Here is a 17,032-nt window from a genome sequence, read left to right as displayed (position 1 = left end):
TGCCGGGTGCATGCCAAAGAGCTGTGTCCGCGATCCGGACCGTGCGAGGAGCTGCCCCATGAGACTGCCCAGCACCCGAAGGAGCTCGGCGTTGGCCCGCCCGGCCTCCCGAAGCCGCCGAGGCCCCGGACGGTGGCCGCGCCGCACCCCGGCCGGCGCCGCCCTGTTCGCCGGGGTACTCGCCGTCCTGGGGTTGGCCGCCGCCGGGCCCGTCGCCACACCGGCCGCCGCCACACCGGCCACCGCCCCGGCCGCCCCCGCCGGGGCGACCGCCACGGCGGGCAACGTCACCGGCTTCGCCCAGTCCGGGAACACCTTCACCGTCACCGCCTCCGGCGGCGCCAAGGCCCGCGTCGTCGTCGCCCGCGCCGACATCTTCCGGCTCTGGCTCTCGCCGGACGGGGCCTTCACCAACGACCCGGCCGGCTCCGACCTCGCTCCCACCACGGACTTCGGTTCCGTCGCCACGAGCTACACGGACGCGGGTTCGTACTACCGCATCACCACCGGAGCCCTCTCGATCCGGGTGAACAAGTCACCCCTCCAGTTCTCCGTCTACCGCGCCGACAACACCACCCTCGTCTGGCAGGAGACCCAGCCCACCAGCTGGACGAACAGTCAGACCACCCAGTACCTGGCCCGCGGCGCGGACGAGCAGTTCTACGGCACCGGCCTGCGCCTGGGCGAATGGGCGCTGCGCGGCAAGACCGTCCCCGTGGCCGTCGACAACAGGTGGCGCGAGAACGACAACGCAAGCCCCGCCCCCTTCTACATGTCCACCAACGGCTACGGCGTCATGCGCAACACCTGGGCCCCGGGCTCGTACGGCTTCAACGCTCCCAGCACGCTCACCCACGACGAGAAGCGCTTCGACGCCTGGTACTTCACCGGCGACTCCCTCAAGTCCGTGCTCGACGGCTACACCGACGTGAGCGGCAAGCCGTTCATGGCACCCATGTGGGGCTTCGAGCTGGGCAATGCCGACTGCTTCAACGCCTCCAACCCCGACTACCAGGGCGACCACAACCGGCTGCGCCACCAAACCACCCCCGACGTCGTCGGGTACGCCACGGACGCGCGCGCCGCCGACATGCCCTCGGGCTGGTTCCTGCCCAACGACGGCTACGGCTGCGGCTACACCGCACCCCTCAAATCGACCGTCGACGCACTCAAGGCCAAGGGCTTCCAGACCGGCCTGTGGACCTCCACCGGGCTCGGGAACATCGCCGACGAGGTGGGCACGGCCGGCAGTCGGGGCGTGAAGACCGACGTGGCCTGGATCGGCAGCGGATACAAGTACGCCTTCGACGGAGTGAAGCAGGCGGTCGACGGCATCGAGAAGAACTCCGACGCCCGCCGCTACGTCTGGACCGTCGACGGCTGGGCCGGCACCCAGCGCAACGCCGTCGTCTGGACCGGCGACACCCACGGCACCTGGGACGACATGCGCTGGCACGTCCCCGCCATCACCGGCGCCGGCCTGTCCGCCCTCAACTACGCCGCCGGGGACGTCGACGGCATCTTCGGCGGCAGCCCCAAGACCTACACCCGCGACCTCCAGTGGAAGGCCTTCACCCCGGCCTTCATGACGATGTCCGGCTGGGGCGCGACCAACCCGTCCGCCGGCTACCAGGACAAGCAGCCCTGGCGCTTCGCCGAGCCGTACCTCTCCATCAACCGCAAGTACCTGCAGCTCAAGATGCGGCTGATGCCGTACCTGTACACGATGAGCCGCGTCGCCCACGAGAGCGGCGTCCCCAGCACCCGCGCGATGGTCCTGGAGTACCCCGACGACCCGGTGGCCCGCGGGAACCTCACCAGCGGCCAGTTCATGGCGGGCGACTCCCTGCTCGTCGCGCCCGTGGTCTCCGACACCACGGTTCGCGACGGCATCTACCTCCCCGCCGGCAGCTGGACCGACTACTGGACCGGCAAGACGTACGCGGGCCCCGGCTGGCTGAACGGCTACCAGGCGCCCCTCGACACGCTGCCCCTCTTCGTCAAGGGCGGCGGCATCGTCCCGATGTGGCCGCAGATGAACCACACGGGCGAGAAGCCCGTCTCCACGCTCACCTACGACATCCACCCGCGCGGCGCCTCCTCCTTCAGCCTGTACGAGGACGACGGCCTCACCCGCGCCCACCAGTCCGGGGCGTTCGCCCGCCAGCGGGTCGACGTCACCGCTCCCACCAGCGGCTCCGGCACGGTCACCGTCTCCGTGGGCGCCCCCACCGGCGCCTACACCGGCAAACCGGCCTCCCGCGGGTACGAGTTCAGCCTCCACGTGGCCTCCGCGCCCTCCGCCGTCACTGCGGACGGCGCCGCCCTGACCCGGCAGACCTCCAAGGCCGCCTACGACTCGGCCGCCACCGGCTGGTTCTTCGACGCCGAGGACCGCGCCGGAGTCCTCTGGGTCAAGACGGGTGCAAAGGCGGGCGCGTTCAGCGTCTCGGCCACCGGCACCACCGTCCCCGCCGCCGAGGCCCTGCCCTCCTCCTCACCGATCGCGCAGTCGGCCTGGTCCCTGGTCTCCGCCGACAGCCAGGAGACCAGCGCGGAGAACGGCGCCGCCGCCAACGCCTTCGACGGCAACCCGGCCACGCTCTGGCACACCGCCTGGTCCTCCTCGAAGCCCGCCCCGCTCCCGCATGAGATCCAGATCGACCTCGGCGCCCGCCACACGGTCGACGGCCTCGGCTACCTGCCCCGTCAGGACGGCGGGGTCAACGGCCGCATCGGCTCCTACGAGGTCTACGTGTCCGACACCACCGCCGACTGGGGCTCCCCGGTGGCGAGCGGCACCTTCGCCGACACCGCCGCCGCCAAGACCACAGCCCTCTCCCCGAAGGCCGGCCGCTACCTCCGCCTCAAGGCCCTCACCGAGGCCGGCGGCCGCGGCCCCTGGACCAGCGCCGCCGAGATCACCCTCACCGGCCGCCCGGCCCCGCTCCCGGCGAACGCCACTCTCCTCAACGCCGCCTCCGCGAGCTGCGTCGACCTACCGCACAGCGCCACCACCCCGGGCACGGAACCCACCCTCTACACCTGCCACGGCGGCCCCAACCAGCGCTGGACCCTCCACCCCGACGGCCGCCTCACCGGCCTCGCGGGGGTCTGCCTCGACGCCGCGAACCCCTCCCGGGTGACCATCCAGACCTGCAACGGCAGCGCGGGGCAAAGCTGGCAGGCCGGTCCCCAGAGCACGCTGCGCAACGCCGGCCAATGCCTCACCCCGGCCGGCTCCGCCACCGCCAACGGCACCCTCCTCACCCGCACCGCCTGCGCCAACACCCCCGCCCAACGCTGGACGTTCACTCCCTGACGCCGCTACTCGCCGAGCACGGCCTGGCACTCCCGCCAGGCCGGCTCGCTCAACAGGCCGCGGAACCGGCCGAAGAGGGCGAGCAGTTCGCCGCCCCACGCGGCCCGGAACGCCGGATCGACCCGCGCGAGATCGAGTTCGTTCGCCGCCGTCAGCTCGGCGAAGTCCCGGCGCAGAGCCCGGGCGGGGGAGTGGACACGACCTGTGAACCGGTCCCGGAAGGCCGCCTCCGCGTCGGCGAGCGACGGGTGGGAGGCCGCCCGGTCGCAGGAGGCGTACAGGTACACGATCCCTTCGGCCTCGGCGCCGATCACCGCGGTCAGTTCGGCCCGCCGTCCGAGCGGGAGCAGGGCGGTCGGGAAGCCGTCCGTACCGTAGAACGCGTGGCACAGTCCCGCCTGCCGGAGCGCCGGACGGGCTCCCCAGGAGGCGAGCAGCTCCCGTACGCGACACAGGTGCGCGAGGAGGTTTCCGCCCGGGTGCGCGATACGCTCCGCACCCAGCTCCCGCAGCCGGGCGACGGCTGGATCCGGCACGGCCGACCCCTTCGATGGTGGTGACGGGTCGGCACCCGTCCTCGCCCCCGCCTGGGGTCCGGACCCCGTGGCGAAGGCGCGGGACGGGTTGCCGCCCGGGCCTGCATCGATCTTGGGCCAGCCCAAAACCCAAGTCAATCCTCCGGTTTCCTCCCCACATCCAAGCGATACCTTGGGTCTCGTGACCCTCGATGATCTCCGTGTGTTCGTGGCCGTCTGCCGCGCGGGCAGTCTCAGCGCCGTCGCCCGCGACCTCGGCTGCACTCAGTCGGCCGTCAGCCAGCACGTCCGCAGGCTGGAGAAGCAGACCGGGACGAGCCTCCTGGAGCGGCACGCCCGGGGCGTCGTCCCCACGGAGGCGGGCCGCATCCTGCAAGCGGCCGCCGCCGACGGCATCGCAGGCCTCGACGGAGCACTGCGCCGCCTGGACGAACTCGTCCGCGGAGGCGGCGGTACGGTGCGCGTCACCACGGGCGCGACCACCGTGCGCCACTTCATGTCCGAGGCCGTCGTCACCTTCCGCCGCCGCCACCCCGAGGTGAGCCTGGAGTTCCAGACCGAGAACTCCAGCCGCAGCTGCTTCGACGCCCTCGCCGCCGACGACCTCGACCTCGCCTGGATCACCATCGGGGGACCGGTCCGCGGCATCGAACAGCGCCCCGTCATGGAGCTGCCCTGGGTCCTCGCGGTAGGCGCCGACGACCCCCTCGCCGCCCGCACCCGCATCGAGCCGGCCGACCTGGCCGCGATCCGCCACATCAGGCTGCCCGAGAACTCGGCCTCCCGCGCCCACCTGGACGCCGCCCTCGCGGAATCCGGCATCCGGGTCCGCTCCGACACCAGCGTGGCCGACTGGGACACGGCCCTGCTGCTCGCCGAACTGGGCCTGGGCCACGCCGTCGTGCCCGCGCTGCCCGGCTGGCGCGTGCCCGGCACCGACGGCCCGCTGCGGCTGGTCCCCATCCCCGCCCTGCCGCCCCTCGCGGTGGGCTGGGCGGTCCGCCGCTGGTCCGCCCTCGCCCCGCCCGCGCTGGTCTTCGCCGACGAGGTCGCCCGCAGCTGCACGGCCCGCGCGGCCGGGCCGCGGTCGGCTTCCGGTGCGCGGCCGCCCTCATCGCCGCACCCCCCATCCGACGGCTCGGCCGCGCCCGGGCCCTGCCCGGGCAGGCACTCTTGAAGGAGGAGGGGGAGGAGGGAAGGAGGCGACCCGCATGCGACGCATCGCGTTCCTGATGGCGCCCGAGGGCGTGGAGGAGACCGAGCTCACCGTCCCGTGGCAGGCCGTACTGGAAGCCGGCTGGATCCCCCGGCTGGTCTCCACGAAGCCAGGCGTGATCCGCGCCTACCACCACCTCGACAAGGCGGGAGCCCACGCCGTCGACCACGTCCTCGGCGAGGACGTGGCCGAGGACACGGCGGAGGCCTTCGACGCACTCGTGCTGCCCGGCGGCCTCGCCAACCCCGACGCCCTGCGCACGGAGCGGCGGGCCGTCGCGTTCGTCCGGCAGTTCTTCGAGACGGGCAGGCCGGTCGCAGCGATCTGCCACGCGCCCTGGACCCTGGTGGAGGCCGACGTGCTCCACGGCAGGACCCTGACCTCGTATCCCAGCCTCGCCACCGACATCCGCAACGCGGGCGGCACCTGGGTCGACGAGGAGGTCCACGTCTGCCACGCGGCGCCGGCCACGCTGATCACCAGCCGCAGACCGCGCGACCTCAAGGCCTTCTGCGGCGCCCTCGTCGCGGAGATCGGCGGCCGGGCCCCGGGCGGCGCATGATGGAGGACGGGGGACGAAGCCCGCAGGACGCGCGCGGAGGAGGTGCACGCGACATGACGGAGCACGACGGCGGTCCGTCGGCGAGCAAGCTGGAGGAGGGCAAGCTCCTGAGAGAGCTGGAGGCCATCCACCGCACGCGTCACGCGACCCTGCTGCACGGGTCCGACGACGCCCTGGTCACCCACACGAAGCGGATGAACGAGCTGGAGCACGAGTACGTACGCCGTCACCCGCAGCGGGCCCAGACCGCGTCCCGCACCCGCGAGGGCGCCCGCGCCCGCAGCGCCGGCGAGTAGGCCTACCGGCTCGCGTAGGGAAGCAGGGCCATCTCGCGGGCGTTCTTGATCGCGGCGGCCAGCAGGCGCTGCTGCCGGGCGCTGACCCGGGTGACGCGGCGGCTGCGGATCTTGCCGCGGTCGGAGATGAACTTGCGCAGCAGATCGATGTCCTTGTAGTCGATGTGCGTGATCTTGGCGGCGTCCAGCGGGTTGGGACGGGCCTTGACGGGCTTGCGGACGTCGGTACGACGGGCCACGGGGGACTCCTTGGGAGTGGCTGGGACGGGTACGGGTACGCGTCTTACGAGACGGGGTCGAGCAGGGCGTCGAAGGCGGCCGGGAGCCGCTTCCACCCCTCGCGCCCCGCGGTGTACTCGGCGTCGGTGAGCAGGCAGGAGTCGAGCAACCGCTCCAGCCCGTCGCGGTCGAGGCCGGGCGAGGTGAAGACCAGGTGCTGGCAGCAGTCGCCGTGCTCGGGGTGCCAGCTCAGGGCGGCGGCCGCCCTGCGCACGGGAGGCACCATCTCCCACGCGGCGTCCGGCAGCGAGGCCAGCCAGGGCCCGCTGTCCTCCACGCAGAGCGCGCCGCCCGCGGCGTCCCAGGCCAGCAGCGTGTCCGGGCGGTCGGCGAGCCAGAACCGGCCGCGACTGCGGGCCGCGGCGCAGCACAGGTCCTCCAGCGCCTCGTAGAGCCGCTCCGGGTGGAACGGGCGGTGGCGGTGCCAGACGAGGGTGGCGACCCCGGCCTCGTCCGCCTCCTGCGGCAGCAGCGCGCAGGCCGGGTGCTGGGCGGCGGCGGCCGCCTCGGTGTCGAACCCGGCGAAGGCCAGCCGGGCCAGTTCGTCCGAGCCCGAGCCCGTCTCCACCCGCCGAGCGGTCGGGTGGAGCTGGGCCAGCAGTGCGCGGTCCTCGTCGTCCGCCTCCCCGCTGTCGAGGAGGGCGAGGACGGGGGCGTACTCCAGCTGCCGGGCCCAGGTGTCACCGACGGTCCGCCGGTCGGTGGCGGCCGAGGCGAGACCCGCCTCCGCCAGGTCGTCCCCGTTGGCGAGGTACGGCAGGACGAGGGCCGGGTCGACGGCGGTGATCACGTTGGTCAGCTCCAGTGCCCCGCCCCCGTGCGCGGCGACGACCTCGGCCATCGCCCGGGGCTCCACGGAGTCCCACAGCTCGACGACGGCGAGCCGGGTCAGGCCGTCCTCGGCCAGCCGCCACAGTTCCGGGACCAGGTCCTCGCGCAGCGCGCAGCACGCGCAGTCGTTGACGAGCGGGGCCTCCCCCGAGCCCAGCGGCCCGGAGGAGTCGCGCACCAGGCGCCGGACGGTGCCCTCGGCCGCGGTGGCGAGGTCGTGGTGCAGGGCGACGCTGCCCGGGACGGTGGCGAGCAGCTGGTCCACCGCGGCACGGCGGGCGTCGGCGTGCAGCCCGCCGACGATCACGACGGGGAGCGTCACGCCTTGCTCCCGTAGCGGCGCTGGAAGCGCTCGACGCGGCCGGCGGTGTCCAGGACGCGGGCGGTGCCGGTGTAGAAGGGGTGGCTCGCGGAGGAGATCTCCACGTCTATGACGGGGTAGGTGTTGCCGTCCTCCCACTCGACCGTCTTGTCGCTGCGAGCGGTCGAGCGGGTGAGGAAGGCGAAGTCGGCGGCCTTGTCGCGGAAGACGACGGGGCCGTAGGCGGGGTGGATTCCGGGCTTCATGGGGTGGCTCTCTCTGGGGGTGGGGAGGGTCAGCGCTCTTCGCGGAAGTCGACGTGCCGGCGGACCACCGGGTCGAACTTGCGCAGCACCATCCGGTCGGGGTCGTTGCGCCGGTTCTTGCGGGTGACGTACGTGAACCCGGTTCCGGCGGTGGAGCGGAGCTTGACGACCGGGCGTATTTCGTTGCGTGCCATGCCGCTACTATACGACAACGGAAATCGTTTTCAATAACGAGCGGTGGGCGACGACGCTCCCGCTCGGAGAGAGGCAGGGAGCACTCCATGTCCGCCCACTGTCAGCTGACCGGCGCCCGGCCGGGCTTCGGCAACAACATCTCCCACTCGCACCGGCGCACCTCGCGCCGCTTCGACCCCAACGTCCAGCGCAAGCGCTACTGGCTGGCCGGTGAGGGCCGCTACGTCCGCCTGGTGCTCAGCGCCAAGGCGATCAAGACCGTCGACCTGATCGGCGTCGAGGCGGCCGTGGCCCGGATCCGCGCCCGCGGGGTGAAGGTCTGATGGCCAAGAAGAGCAAGATCGCGCGCAACGACCGGCGCAAGGTGATCGTCGAGCGGTACGCGGCCCGGCGGGCCGAGCTGAAGGAGGTCCTGCGCCGGCCCTCCTCGACCGAGGTCGAGAAGCGGGCCGCACTCGCGGAGCTGCGCAAGCAGCCCCGCGACGCCGGCGCGTCCCGGGTGCGCAACCGGGACGGCGTGGACGGCAGGCCCCGCGGGTACCTCCGGAAGTTCGGGCTCTCCCGGGTCCGGATGCGCGGACAGGCGCACGCCGGGCTGCTCCCGGGGGTCACCAAGTCCTCCTGGTGAGCGCCCGCGCTCAGATGATCGGGTAAATGAGTGGACCAACTTTGCCTCGGGTGAGACAATTTTGTATCATCCGAGGCGAAGGAGGCTCACCATGGTGCACGAAGAAGAACTACTGGACGCGGCCGCCCGCGTCCTCGCCGGCGACCACAGCGCCTCGATGGTGCAGATCGCCGCGGGCATCGGGACCAGCCGGGCCACCCTCAGCCGCCGCTACGCCACTCGCGAGGCCCTGCTGAAGGCCGTCGCGGTCCGGGCCATCCACGTGGTCGACGCCTGCCTGACCCCGGTGGACCTGCCGCAGAGCGCCGACGGGGCCGCCTTCGACGCCGCTCTCGAAGAGCTGGTCGTCGCTCTGATCCCCGCCGCGCACCTCTACGGCTTCACCTCGCGCGACGCCACCGTCCTCGCCGACCCCGAGTTCCGGGCCGGAGTGGACCGGCAGGACCAGCGGGCCCTCGCCTTCCTCGCCCTCGGCCAGCGGCTGGGGCGGCTGCGCGCCGACCTCCCGCCGTACTGGATCTGGTACTCGCTCTGGGGCCTGCTCGACGCGGCCGCCGAGGGCGTGCGCGACGGCCACCTCGCGCCCCGCCAGATCGGCCACCTGGTTCTGACGTCCTTCCTCGGCGGCACGCGGCCCACCGCGTAGCCCGCACCCGAATCCGAATCCGGCCCGAGCGCCGGATCGAACCCCGCTCAACCCTGAACGGACTCCCATGCACACCCCCGCGCAGGACCCCCGTCGGTGGATCGTCCTGACGATCCTCTCCGGCAGCCTCCTGCTCATCTCCATGGACACCACGATCCTCAACGTGGCCTTCCCCTCCCTCGTCGGCGACCTCCAGCCGGGCGCGGTCCAGCAGCTGTGGATCATCGACATCTACGCGCTCGCCCTGTCCGGCCTGCTCGTCACCGCGGGCGCGCTCGGCGACCGCTGGGGCCGCAAGCGGCTGCTCATGGTCGGCTTCGGAATCTTCTCGCTGGCCTCCCTCGTCGCCGTGCTGTCCACCGAGGCCTGGCACGTGATCGCGGCCCGCGCCCTGCTCGGCGTCGGCGGCGCGGCCATCATGCCGTCCACCCTGTCGATCCTGCGCAGCGTCTTCACCGACGCCAAGGAGCGCGCCTTCGCCCTCGCCGTCTGGGCGGCCGTCTTCGGCGGCGGCATGGCCTTCGGCCCCGTCGTCGGCGGTCTCCTCGTCCAGGACTACGGCTGGCACTCCGCCTTCCTCCTGAACCTCCCGGTCGCCGCCCTGATCGTCGCGGCCGGCCTGCACTACCTCCCCGAGTCGCGCGCCCCGCGCTCCACCGGCGCCTGGGACTGGTGGGGCGTCGGCCAGTCCATCGTCGGCATGCTCGCCCTCGCGGGCGGCATCAAGCAGCTCGGCAAGAGCGGAGTCGCCGACCCGCTGCCCTGGGCCCTGCTCGTCCTCGCCGCCGTGGCGCTGACCTTCTTCGTACGCCGCCAGCTGCGCGTGCCGCACCCGCTGCTCCAGGTGCGGCTGTTCGCGAAGCCCGCCTTCAGCGTCGCCGCCACCGCGATCTTCCTGCCCATGGTCGGCATGGGCGCGATCCTGTTCCTCGTCACCCAGTGGTTCCAGTACGGACAGGGCTACACCCCGCTGGAGGCCGGCCTTCGCCTGCTGCCCGCACCACTCGCGCTGATCTGCGCCTCGATGGTGGCCCCGTCCCTCATGCAGCGCTTCGCGATCCGCCACGTGCTCGGCGCCGGACTGGTCGTACTCGCCGCCGGCATGGCCATGCCCTGGGTGTTCCAGCAGTTCACCGACCTCGGCTACGCCGCCTTCGCCGTTGCCCTGACCGTCATGGGCCTCGGCGCCGGCCTCGCCACCACGGTGGCCTCGGTGACGCTGATCTCCGCCGCCCCCGCGGCCGAGGTGTCCAGCGCCGCCGCGATCGAGGAGACCTGCTACGAACTCGGCTCGGCCATGGGCGTCGCCATCCTCGGCTCCACGGCCGCCGCGCTCTACCGCGGCAACCTGCCCGCCCTGGAACTGGACGGACCCAGCGCGGCCGCCGTACGGGACTCGGTGGGCGAGGCGGCGCACACCGCCGAACGCCTCGGCGGCGCCGTCGGACAGGCCCTGATCGACGCGGCCTCGCACGCCTACACCCTGGCGATCACGCCCGCGTTCCTCATGGCCGGCGGCCTCGCGGTCGCCGCCGCGGCCACCACGTGGGCGCTCATTCCGCACGACCTCCGGCCCACCGAGAACCACTGATCCGGGCGGCGCCCGCGTCGAACGACGCGGGCGCCGGGCCCAGGGTGGTGGTGCCCGGCGCCGCCCGGTGCCCGAGCCCCGTGCGGTACGCGTCCATCGCGGCCTCCACCCGGCCCGTGCGCCGCAGCAGATCGCCCAGCAGCCGGCACAGGTCGGCCAGATCGCCCGTCGCCCCACTGCGCTCCAGCAGCGCCAGCGCCTGTACGTAGTGCTGCTCGGCGGCCTCGGTCTCGCCGCGCTCCTCGGCCATCAGCCCGAGGAGCCGGTGGGCGCCGCCCGCGTGCACCGCGCCGTGGCTGTCGCCCAGGTCCAGCAGCGCCGACAGCAGCCCGGCGGCCTCCTCGTAACGGCCGAGCCGGCGCAGTACGTCCGCCAGTTCCACCTCGACCTGCGCCGTGTACAGGGCGGCCCGCCGGGCGGAGAGCATCTCCCGGGCCGTGCGCAGCTCCCGCTCCGCCACCGCGAGTTCGCCGTTCTGGGCCTGTACGTAGCCGCGCATCCAGTGGCAGTGAGCCAGGTCCGTCCGCAGCCGCAGCTGTCCGTAGATCTCCTGGGCCTTGGCGAGCGAGGCGTCCGCGTCGGCCACCCGCCCCTCGGCGAGGAACGTCCGCGCCACCTGCCGGTGCATGCCCGCCACCAGCGCCGGATCGCCGACCTGCGGGGCCAGCGCGAGCGCCAGCTCGGCGGCGTGCGCGGCGCGGGCGTGGGCGCCCATGTCGATGTACGGCCCGATCACCGCGGCGTAGAGCAGCACCAGTGCCTCGGGATCGGCGAGCCCGCTCGCGCCCAGCTCGTCGATGGTGGATTCGAGGAGGTAGCAGGCGTAGCGCAGCTCGCCCGCGAGCAGGTGCGCGACGGCGCGGCCCCGGATCGGGCGGGCCCTGCGGGGAAGCGGTTCGTCGGCGAGGAGTCGCTCCGCCGCCTCGAAGTGGGCTATCGCGCCGACCAGTTCGCCGGATTCCAGGGCGCATTCGCCGAGCCCGAGCCGGGCCTCCGCCTGCTCGGGAGCGAGGGCGAGCTCCTCCGCCCGCGCGAGCAGGCCCAGGTAGCGGTCGGCGGCCGCGTCGGCCTCGCCCGTCGCGAGGGTCACCTGTGCGTCGGCGAGGGCCAGGCGCAGTTCGGTGGCCAGATGGGCGGGGCGGCCCGTGGCCAGTTCCTCGTACGAGGTGCCCAGCCGCCCGGCCAGGAAGCGCAGCGCAGTCTCGGAGGGGCGGACCTTGCCCGATTCCAGCGTGGAGATGTATGCGGAGGTGTAGGAAGGCTCGGCCAACTGCCGCTGGGTCAGTCCGAGTTCGCTGCGCATGCGCTGAACTCTGCGTCCGATGCGGGCCGGTTCGTCCATGGAAACCTCCTGAGTGCTCCAACTCCCCAGTATTCAGGGGGAGCAGGCCATTGCGTACGCCCCGGCACGCCACCTAATTTAAGCAGCTGATTCAGCACGCTTAACCACTCACTTAACTTTCTTCACGGGGGAGGACTTCATGGAACCGACACGACGCCACGGCGTGCGCGCGGTGCTGCGCGCCGTCGCCGCGGCGGCCTGCGCGACCGCCGTTCTGGTGGCCGCCGGACCGGCCCGCGCCGCGGACGGCGAGCCACCGGCGAAGGACCGGGTGGAGGTCGAGATACCCGGGCCCGAGCACGGCGGGGAGGCCGGATCGGGTCACGCCCTGGTGCCCGCGCGCGGCGCCGGACCGGCGAAGACCGCCGGCCGGCTCACCGAGGCGGAGCGGGCGGCAGACGGGGCGGTCACCAAGATCATCGACAACGGGCCCACCGCGGACCGCCTCGACGTCGTCGTCATCGGGGACGGCTACACCGCCGCCGAACTGGACCGCTTCCACGCCGACACGGCCGCGAAATGGGCCGAGGTGACGGCCGTCGAGCCCTACACCACCTACCGCAACCTCTTCAACGTCTGGACGGTCGACGCGGTCTCCCACGACTCGGGCGTCACCGGCGACCCCGACCGGGCCACCGTGCGCGACACCGCCCTCGGCTCGTCCTTCTGGTGCGAGGGCATCGAGCGGCTGCTCTGCATCGACCAGCCCAAGGTCGACGCGTACGTGGCCCGGGCGCCGGAGGCCGACCTGGTCATCGTCCTGGCCAACAGCGCCAAGTACGGCGGGGCCGGCTACAACGAGCCCAGCGCGACCCTCGGCTACGAGGGGATCTCGACGGCCTCCGCGGGCCACGCCAAGTCCGGCCAGGTCGCCATCCACGAGACCGGCCACTCGCTGGGCAAACTCGCCGACGAGTACTTCTACCCCGGAGTCCCCGGCTACGAGAAGTACACCGGCCCGGAGCCCGCCGAAACCAACAGCACCGTGCTGAGCGCGGAGCAGCTGGCCGCACAGCGCGCCAAGTGGTACCGCTGGCTGGGCGAGCCGTCGCCCGACGGCGGCGCGGTCGGGGCGTACGAGGGCGGGAACTACTTCGTGACCGGGCTGTACCGGCCGACCGACAACTCGCTGATGCGGGTGCTGGACAAGCCCTTCAACCTCCCCGGAATCGAGTCGATGATCGCCGGGTTCTACCGGCACGCGCGGATCCTCACGCCGCTCACCCCCACCGACCTCACCCTGCGGGCCCGCCACACGGCGGCGACGGCCGTGCCGGCGCTGACCGGCGCGGACGGCCGGCAGCTCGTGGTGCGCTGGTACCTCGACGGCAAGGAACTCAAGCGGTTCGAGGGCCGGACCGAAGTGCCCGTGTCGGAGCTGTGGCTCTTCGACTTCCGCAGCCACCGCCTGACGGTGACGGTCGAGGACCGGACCCCCTCGGTGCGCGACCCGAAGGTCATGCGGACCCTGCGCTCCACCGCCGAGTGGAAGGTCCGGCTCTAGGTCGTCTCCGGCGGAGCGTTTGAGGGGCCCGCGCCTACCCGCCGTTCGAGGAGAAGTGCTGGTAGTCCGGGTTGGACCAGTCGCCGCCCCAGTGCCAGCCGACCTCGCGGAACGCGGTGGCGACGGCCCCGTCCTCCGTGATCATTCCGGGGCGGACCGGGTCGCGCCGCAGGTGCGCCCGGCCCGCCGCCGGGTGCACCACCCCGCGCACGTCCACGTACGGGTTCTCGACCGGGTTGAAGTCCACCGCGAGGCCCCAGGAGTGCCGTGACCGCTTCCCGGGGTCCCCGGTCACCGGACGGCAGTTGAAGGCCGAGGTGTTGTCGTCGGCCATGGCCGCGGCGTCGTCGCCGCCGTACTCGGCCATCACGCGCATCCGCCGGATCGGGAAGCGGGCCTCGAAGGCCCGGCCCAGGACGTGCAGCAGTGGCTCGACCGCGTCGCGGTGGACGATCAGCTCGCCGCGGTGGACCGTGCCGTCGAAGCCCCAGTGGTTCACCCGGATCAGCCGCAGCCGGTCCGCCGTGACCGGGCACCCGGGCCGCAAGGTCGTGCCCAGCTTCGCCTGGGGCACGTCCGTGACCTCCGCCGAGAGGACCGGCGCGGCGGCCCGTACCGGCACCCGCGGCTGGTGCTGCGGACGCGCCGAACAACCGGGCGTCGCGCTCGCGCAGAGTAGGGCGGCCGCGGTCAGGGAGGCGTAGGCGGGGCGCGTGGGGCGCACGCGTCCACGCTACGGGCCGGGCTCCCCGTCGACCTGCGGGGTTACGCCGCCCGAGGCGCCGGCAGCGCCCGCAACGGCTGCTCCGTCGCTGCCGGGGCGGCGCCCGGCGCCGTCGTGGGCGGGGTCCCGGGCACGGTCCCGGGCGGGGTTTCGGGCTCGCAGGTGATCTCGTCGCGCGGGGTGTAGTGGGTGGTGCGTTCCTCGCGCTTGACCTCCTTGCCGTCCTTGACGAAGATCCGGCCGACCGTGACGTCGAAGCCCTCCATGGGCGTCTGGACCTCGCACGTCGGGCCGGTGCCCGGGCGCTTGGCGGGCGGGGTGACGTGGGTGCGCGGACCCTTGGTCGCGCGTATCTCGTCGTACTTCTTCTCGCCGAGGAGGGTGATCGTCAGCGAGGTGTCGGTGGACTCGGCCCGCACGTAGACCGGGTGCCCGGAGTCGTTGAGCCAGCGCAGATCGAGGCTGCCCCAGGCGACGGTCGCCTCCCGGCCCTCCGGGTAGCGCTCTATGTAGAAGGAGTGCGCCCCGTACTCGACCGGCTTGAGGCCGGCGAAGAAGACGGCGTTGAACATCGTGGTGGCGACGGCGGACACGCCGCCGCCGGGCGATTTCACGTACCGGCCGTCGTTGATCATGATCCCGTCGACGAAGCCGTTCTCCTCGGTGCGCTCCCCGACCGTGCCGTTGAAGCTCCACTCCTGCCCCGGCATGACCACGGAGCCGTTGATCAGCTCCACGGCGCGGCCGATGTTGGTGGACCGGTACGGAGCCGCCGGGAAGGCGACGGTGAAGGAGGAGAGCTTCTCCTTGATGCCGAGGCTCCGCGCCTCGGCATCGGTCAGCTCCGGCGGGACGGCCGTGGTGGCCACCTCGGCCCTCCGGTCGGCGCCCGAGCGGGTCAGTGCCGGCATCACGGCGCGGCCGAGGGCCGCCTCGGTGACCTGGTGCCCGGAGCGGCCGGGCTGCTCGACCACCGCGCGGCCGTTCGCGTCCAGGCCGAGCACGGCGTCGCGCGGCGGCGCGGTGGCCTCCCCGAGAGGCCCGGCCAGGGCGGGGTCGGCGAGCAGGCCGCCGGAGTCCAGGGCCGGCACCAGGCGGCCGGCGGCGTCGGCCGTCAGCTTCAGGTGCTCGCCGAGGACGACGGGGCTGACGGGTACGCGCGTCCCGGCCACGGTGAGGACGACGGGCCCGGACACCGCCGGCTGCGCGAACTCGCGCAGGGCCCGTCCGGTCTCGTCCGCCCCCACGCGAGGCTCGGCCTTCCGGACCGGCAGGACGACGGGACTGCCGTCCGGGCGGGGCGGCAGGTAGGCGTCCCGGAGGGTGTCGAAGGCCCGGTCCTGGACGAGGGTGACGCCGGTTCGCGCGGCGACCACCTGAGGTGTGCCGGCGTCGAAGGCTATGGATCCGTCGCGGACCTGCTGCTCGGTGCTCGCGCGCAGCCGGTCGACCCCGGCGCGGGCGGTGTCCTCGTCCGTGCGGATCACGGGCTCGACGTCCGCGTCGCCGAAGGCGAAGACCCGGCCGATGACGTCGACCGGCCCGAAGCCCGAGCGGGCGGCGCGGTCGGCGGTCGCGGCGGGGTCGAAGGACAGCCCCACGGAGGCGGGGGCGACCTGCTCGACGCGGTCGCCGACGCGCACGGCGATCGGCACGGCGGCGCGTGCCCCGAGGGTGGCGGCCAGGGTGTGCTCCGCCTCGGCGCGGCTCATGCCGCCGATGTCCACACCCCGGACCCGGGTGCCGGGCGCGCTGTCGTCGCCGACCGCGAGCCCGGCGACGTAGAGGCCGCCGAGTCCCAGGACGACGGCGCCTCCCGCCGCCGGCAACGCCTTGCGCCAGTTGTTCGTCCAGCTGCCCTCAGGTCGCACGTCTCTCCTTGTGGCGCCGACCGGTCGCCGAGCGGCTCGCAGGCCGCGGCAAGGTCGCGTAGATGACCGTTACGGTCATCCATCATGACGCCGGAACCACGCCATTCAGGTGAGAAGGTAATGGTTCTCACAAACCGGGCAAAGGGCCTCGGAGTGGGGTAGGCGGTCAGGGGGTGACACCCCGCTCCACGTTGGGTCGATGCCCTACGGCCGGTCAGCGGGGGGCGGTCCCGGACTCGGCGGCCCGAGTCGCCACCTGGGCGGCCAGGCCGTCCAGCAGCAGGCCGAGGCCCAGCTCGAAGCCGCGGTCGTCGAGCGCGGCCAGGCCCTCGCCGGTGGCCGCCGCGCCGGTGAGGGAGTCGGCGAGCGCCGGGTACGCGGGGCGGTACTCGTCGGCGGGGCGGGTGAAGCCCGCCGTGAAGGTCTCCAGTGCGGAGCCCAGGACGAGGTAGTCGATGGCTGCGGCGGCCTCGGCGGCGCGCGCCGGGGTACAGCCCGCCCGGACGAGGGCGGCGAGCAGGGTGTCGTAGCCGCGCAGCGCCCGGTCGGCCTCGACCTGGCGGCGGGCCGCCGGAGCGATCGCGTTCGGGTGGCGCAGGTAGACCCGGCGGTAGCCGCGCGCGTACGCGGCGATGCCCTCCCGCCAGTGCGGCCCGTCGAGCGGGCCCAGGTCGATCTCCTCGTTGATCAGTTCCGAGACCGCGTCGAGCACGTCCTCCTTGGACGCGACGTGGTGGTAGAGCGAGGCTCCCTTGACGCCGAGCCGGTCGGCGAGCGTGCGCATCTTGAGGGCCTGGGGGCCCTCCTCGTCGAGGAGTTCGAGGGCCGCGCGGGCGATGTTCCCGCGGCTGAGCAGCGGCTGGTTCGGTCGGCCCACGTGTGATCCCCCTCGTTCGTGGCCGCCAGATTACCCGTTGGCAGG

Annotated in this window: 18 protein-coding genes; 9 read left to right on the top strand and 9 right to left on the bottom strand. The window is 73.3% G+C overall.

Going from position 1 to position 17,032, the window contains the following annotated elements:
- The first annotated feature begins 58 nt into the window (after positions 1-58).
- On the top strand, positions 59-3,322 hold the full coding sequence (locus OG625_RS02105) for a TIM-barrel domain-containing protein (RefSeq protein WP_329376333.1): 3,264 nt from the start codon (positions 59-61) through the stop codon (positions 3,320-3,322).
- Positions 3,323-3,327: 5 nt separating this feature from the next.
- Here the strand turns inward: OG625_RS02105 and OG625_RS02100 are convergent, their stop codons facing one another.
- Positions 3,328-3,858 carry a DUF6817 domain-containing protein gene (locus tag OG625_RS02100; protein ID WP_329376332.1) on the bottom strand — a complete coding sequence of 177 codons (531 nt, stop codon included), beginning with the start codon at positions 3,856-3,858 and terminating at the stop codon, positions 3,328-3,330.
- Positions 3,859-4,039: 181 nt separating this feature from the next.
- On the opposite strand from OG625_RS02100, the gene OG625_RS02095 reads away from it, so the two are divergent.
- From OG625_RS02095 to OG625_RS02085, 3 genes are read left to right on the top strand one after another with little or no spacing between them, the layout of a single operon-like run.
- Entirely contained in the window at positions 4,040-5,035 is a 996-nt protein-coding gene (locus OG625_RS02095) for a LysR family transcriptional regulator (RefSeq protein WP_329376331.1), read from the top strand.
- A 34-nt stretch (positions 5,036-5,069) separates the two neighbouring features.
- Complete coding sequence (locus OG625_RS02090; protein ID WP_329376330.1) at positions 5,070-5,636, top strand: type 1 glutamine amidotransferase domain-containing protein; 567 nt, start codon at positions 5,070-5,072, stop codon at positions 5,634-5,636.
- A 53-nt stretch (positions 5,637-5,689) separates the two neighbouring features.
- The gene (locus tag OG625_RS02085) at positions 5,690-5,932 is read left to right on the top strand and encodes a DUF6158 family protein (RefSeq protein ID WP_329376329.1); all 243 of its coding nucleotides are present in this window, start codon (positions 5,690-5,692) and stop codon (positions 5,930-5,932) included.
- A 2-nt stretch (positions 5,933-5,934) separates the two neighbouring features.
- Here the strand turns inward: OG625_RS02085 and rpsR are convergent, their stop codons facing one another.
- The 4 genes from rpsR to rpmG are packed head-to-tail and all read right to left on the bottom strand — an operon-like array spanning position 5,935 to position 7,803.
- Positions 5,935-6,171 carry a 30S ribosomal protein S18 gene (gene rpsR, locus OG625_RS02080; protein ID WP_329376328.1) on the bottom strand — a complete coding sequence of 79 codons (237 nt, stop codon included), beginning with the start codon at positions 6,169-6,171 and terminating at the stop codon, positions 5,935-5,937.
- A 44-nt stretch (positions 6,172-6,215) separates the two neighbouring features.
- Positions 6,216-7,364, bottom strand: coding sequence for a CobW family GTP-binding protein (locus OG625_RS02075; protein WP_329376326.1), 1,149 nt, complete (start codon positions 7,362-7,364; stop codon positions 6,216-6,218).
- Positions 7,361-7,609, bottom strand: coding sequence for a type B 50S ribosomal protein L31 (locus OG625_RS02070; RefSeq protein ID WP_329376324.1), 249 nt, complete (start codon positions 7,607-7,609; stop codon positions 7,361-7,363). Before OG625_RS02070 ends, OG625_RS02075 begins: the two co-directional genes overlap by 4 nt.
- Positions 7,610-7,638: 29 nt before the next feature.
- A complete protein-coding gene (rpmG, locus tag OG625_RS02065; protein WP_329376322.1) occupies positions 7,639-7,803 on the bottom strand; it encodes a 50S ribosomal protein L33 in 165 nt (54 codons plus the stop codon).
- Positions 7,804-7,890: 87 nt separating this feature from the next.
- Between rpmG and rpmB the strand changes: the two genes are divergently transcribed.
- From rpmB to OG625_RS02045, 4 genes are all read left to right on the top strand, one after another.
- On the top strand, positions 7,891-8,127 hold the full coding sequence (gene rpmB, locus OG625_RS02060; RefSeq protein WP_329376321.1) for a 50S ribosomal protein L28: 237 nt from the start codon (positions 7,891-7,893) through the stop codon (positions 8,125-8,127).
- Positions 8,127-8,432, top strand: coding sequence for a 30S ribosomal protein S14 (gene rpsN, locus OG625_RS02055; protein ID WP_329376320.1), 306 nt, complete (start codon positions 8,127-8,129; stop codon positions 8,430-8,432). Before rpmB ends, rpsN begins: the two co-directional genes overlap by 1 nt.
- A gap of 91 nt (positions 8,433-8,523) precedes the next feature.
- The gene (locus tag OG625_RS02050; protein WP_329376319.1) at positions 8,524-9,078 is read left to right on the top strand and encodes a TetR/AcrR family transcriptional regulator; all 555 of its coding nucleotides are present in this window, start codon (positions 8,524-8,526) and stop codon (positions 9,076-9,078) included.
- A gap of 67 nt (positions 9,079-9,145) precedes the next feature.
- Positions 9,146-10,669, top strand: coding sequence for an MFS transporter (locus OG625_RS02045; RefSeq protein ID WP_329376317.1), 1,524 nt, complete (start codon positions 9,146-9,148; stop codon positions 10,667-10,669).
- On the opposite strand, the gene OG625_RS02040 is transcribed toward OG625_RS02045, so the two are convergent.
- Positions 10,632-12,011: a helix-turn-helix transcriptional regulator gene (locus OG625_RS02040; RefSeq protein WP_329376316.1), complete on the bottom strand. Its 1,380-nt coding sequence runs from the start codon at positions 12,009-12,011 to the stop codon at positions 10,632-10,634. The genes OG625_RS02045 and OG625_RS02040 overlap by 38 nt on opposite strands.
- 139 nt (positions 12,012-12,150) lie before the next feature.
- Here OG625_RS02040 and OG625_RS02035 point away from each other — a divergent pair, with 139 nt between their 5' ends.
- Positions 12,151-13,515, top strand: coding sequence for a M64 family metallopeptidase (locus OG625_RS02035; protein WP_329376315.1), 1,365 nt, complete (start codon positions 12,151-12,153; stop codon positions 13,513-13,515).
- 34 nt (positions 13,516-13,549) lie between these two features.
- Here the strand turns inward: OG625_RS02035 and OG625_RS02030 are convergent, their stop codons facing one another.
- The 3 genes from OG625_RS02030 to OG625_RS02020 all read right to left on the bottom strand — a co-directional run bounded on the left by OG625_RS02030 (position 13,550) and on the right by OG625_RS02020 (position 16,987).
- A complete protein-coding gene (locus tag OG625_RS02030) occupies positions 13,550-14,239 on the bottom strand; it encodes a M15 family metallopeptidase (protein ID WP_329376314.1) in 690 nt (229 codons plus the stop codon).
- Between the two features lie 41 nt (positions 14,240-14,280).
- Complete coding sequence (locus OG625_RS02025) at positions 14,281-16,110, bottom strand: VanW family protein (protein ID WP_329376313.1); 1,830 nt, start codon at positions 16,108-16,110, stop codon at positions 14,281-14,283.
- A 214-nt stretch (positions 16,111-16,324) separates the two neighbouring features.
- Entirely contained in the window at positions 16,325-16,987 is a 663-nt protein-coding gene (locus OG625_RS02020; RefSeq protein ID WP_329376312.1) for a TetR/AcrR family transcriptional regulator, read from the bottom strand.
- Between the last annotated feature and the right edge of the window lie 45 nt (positions 16,988-17,032).

The sequence above is a fragment of the Streptomyces sp. NBC_01351 genome (genome assembly GCF_036237315.1).
Lineage (GTDB): Bacteria > Actinomycetota > Actinomycetes > Streptomycetales > Streptomycetaceae > Streptomyces.
Note: the sequence above shows the minus strand (reverse complement) of the source record. Positions and strands in the feature narration are given on the sequence as shown.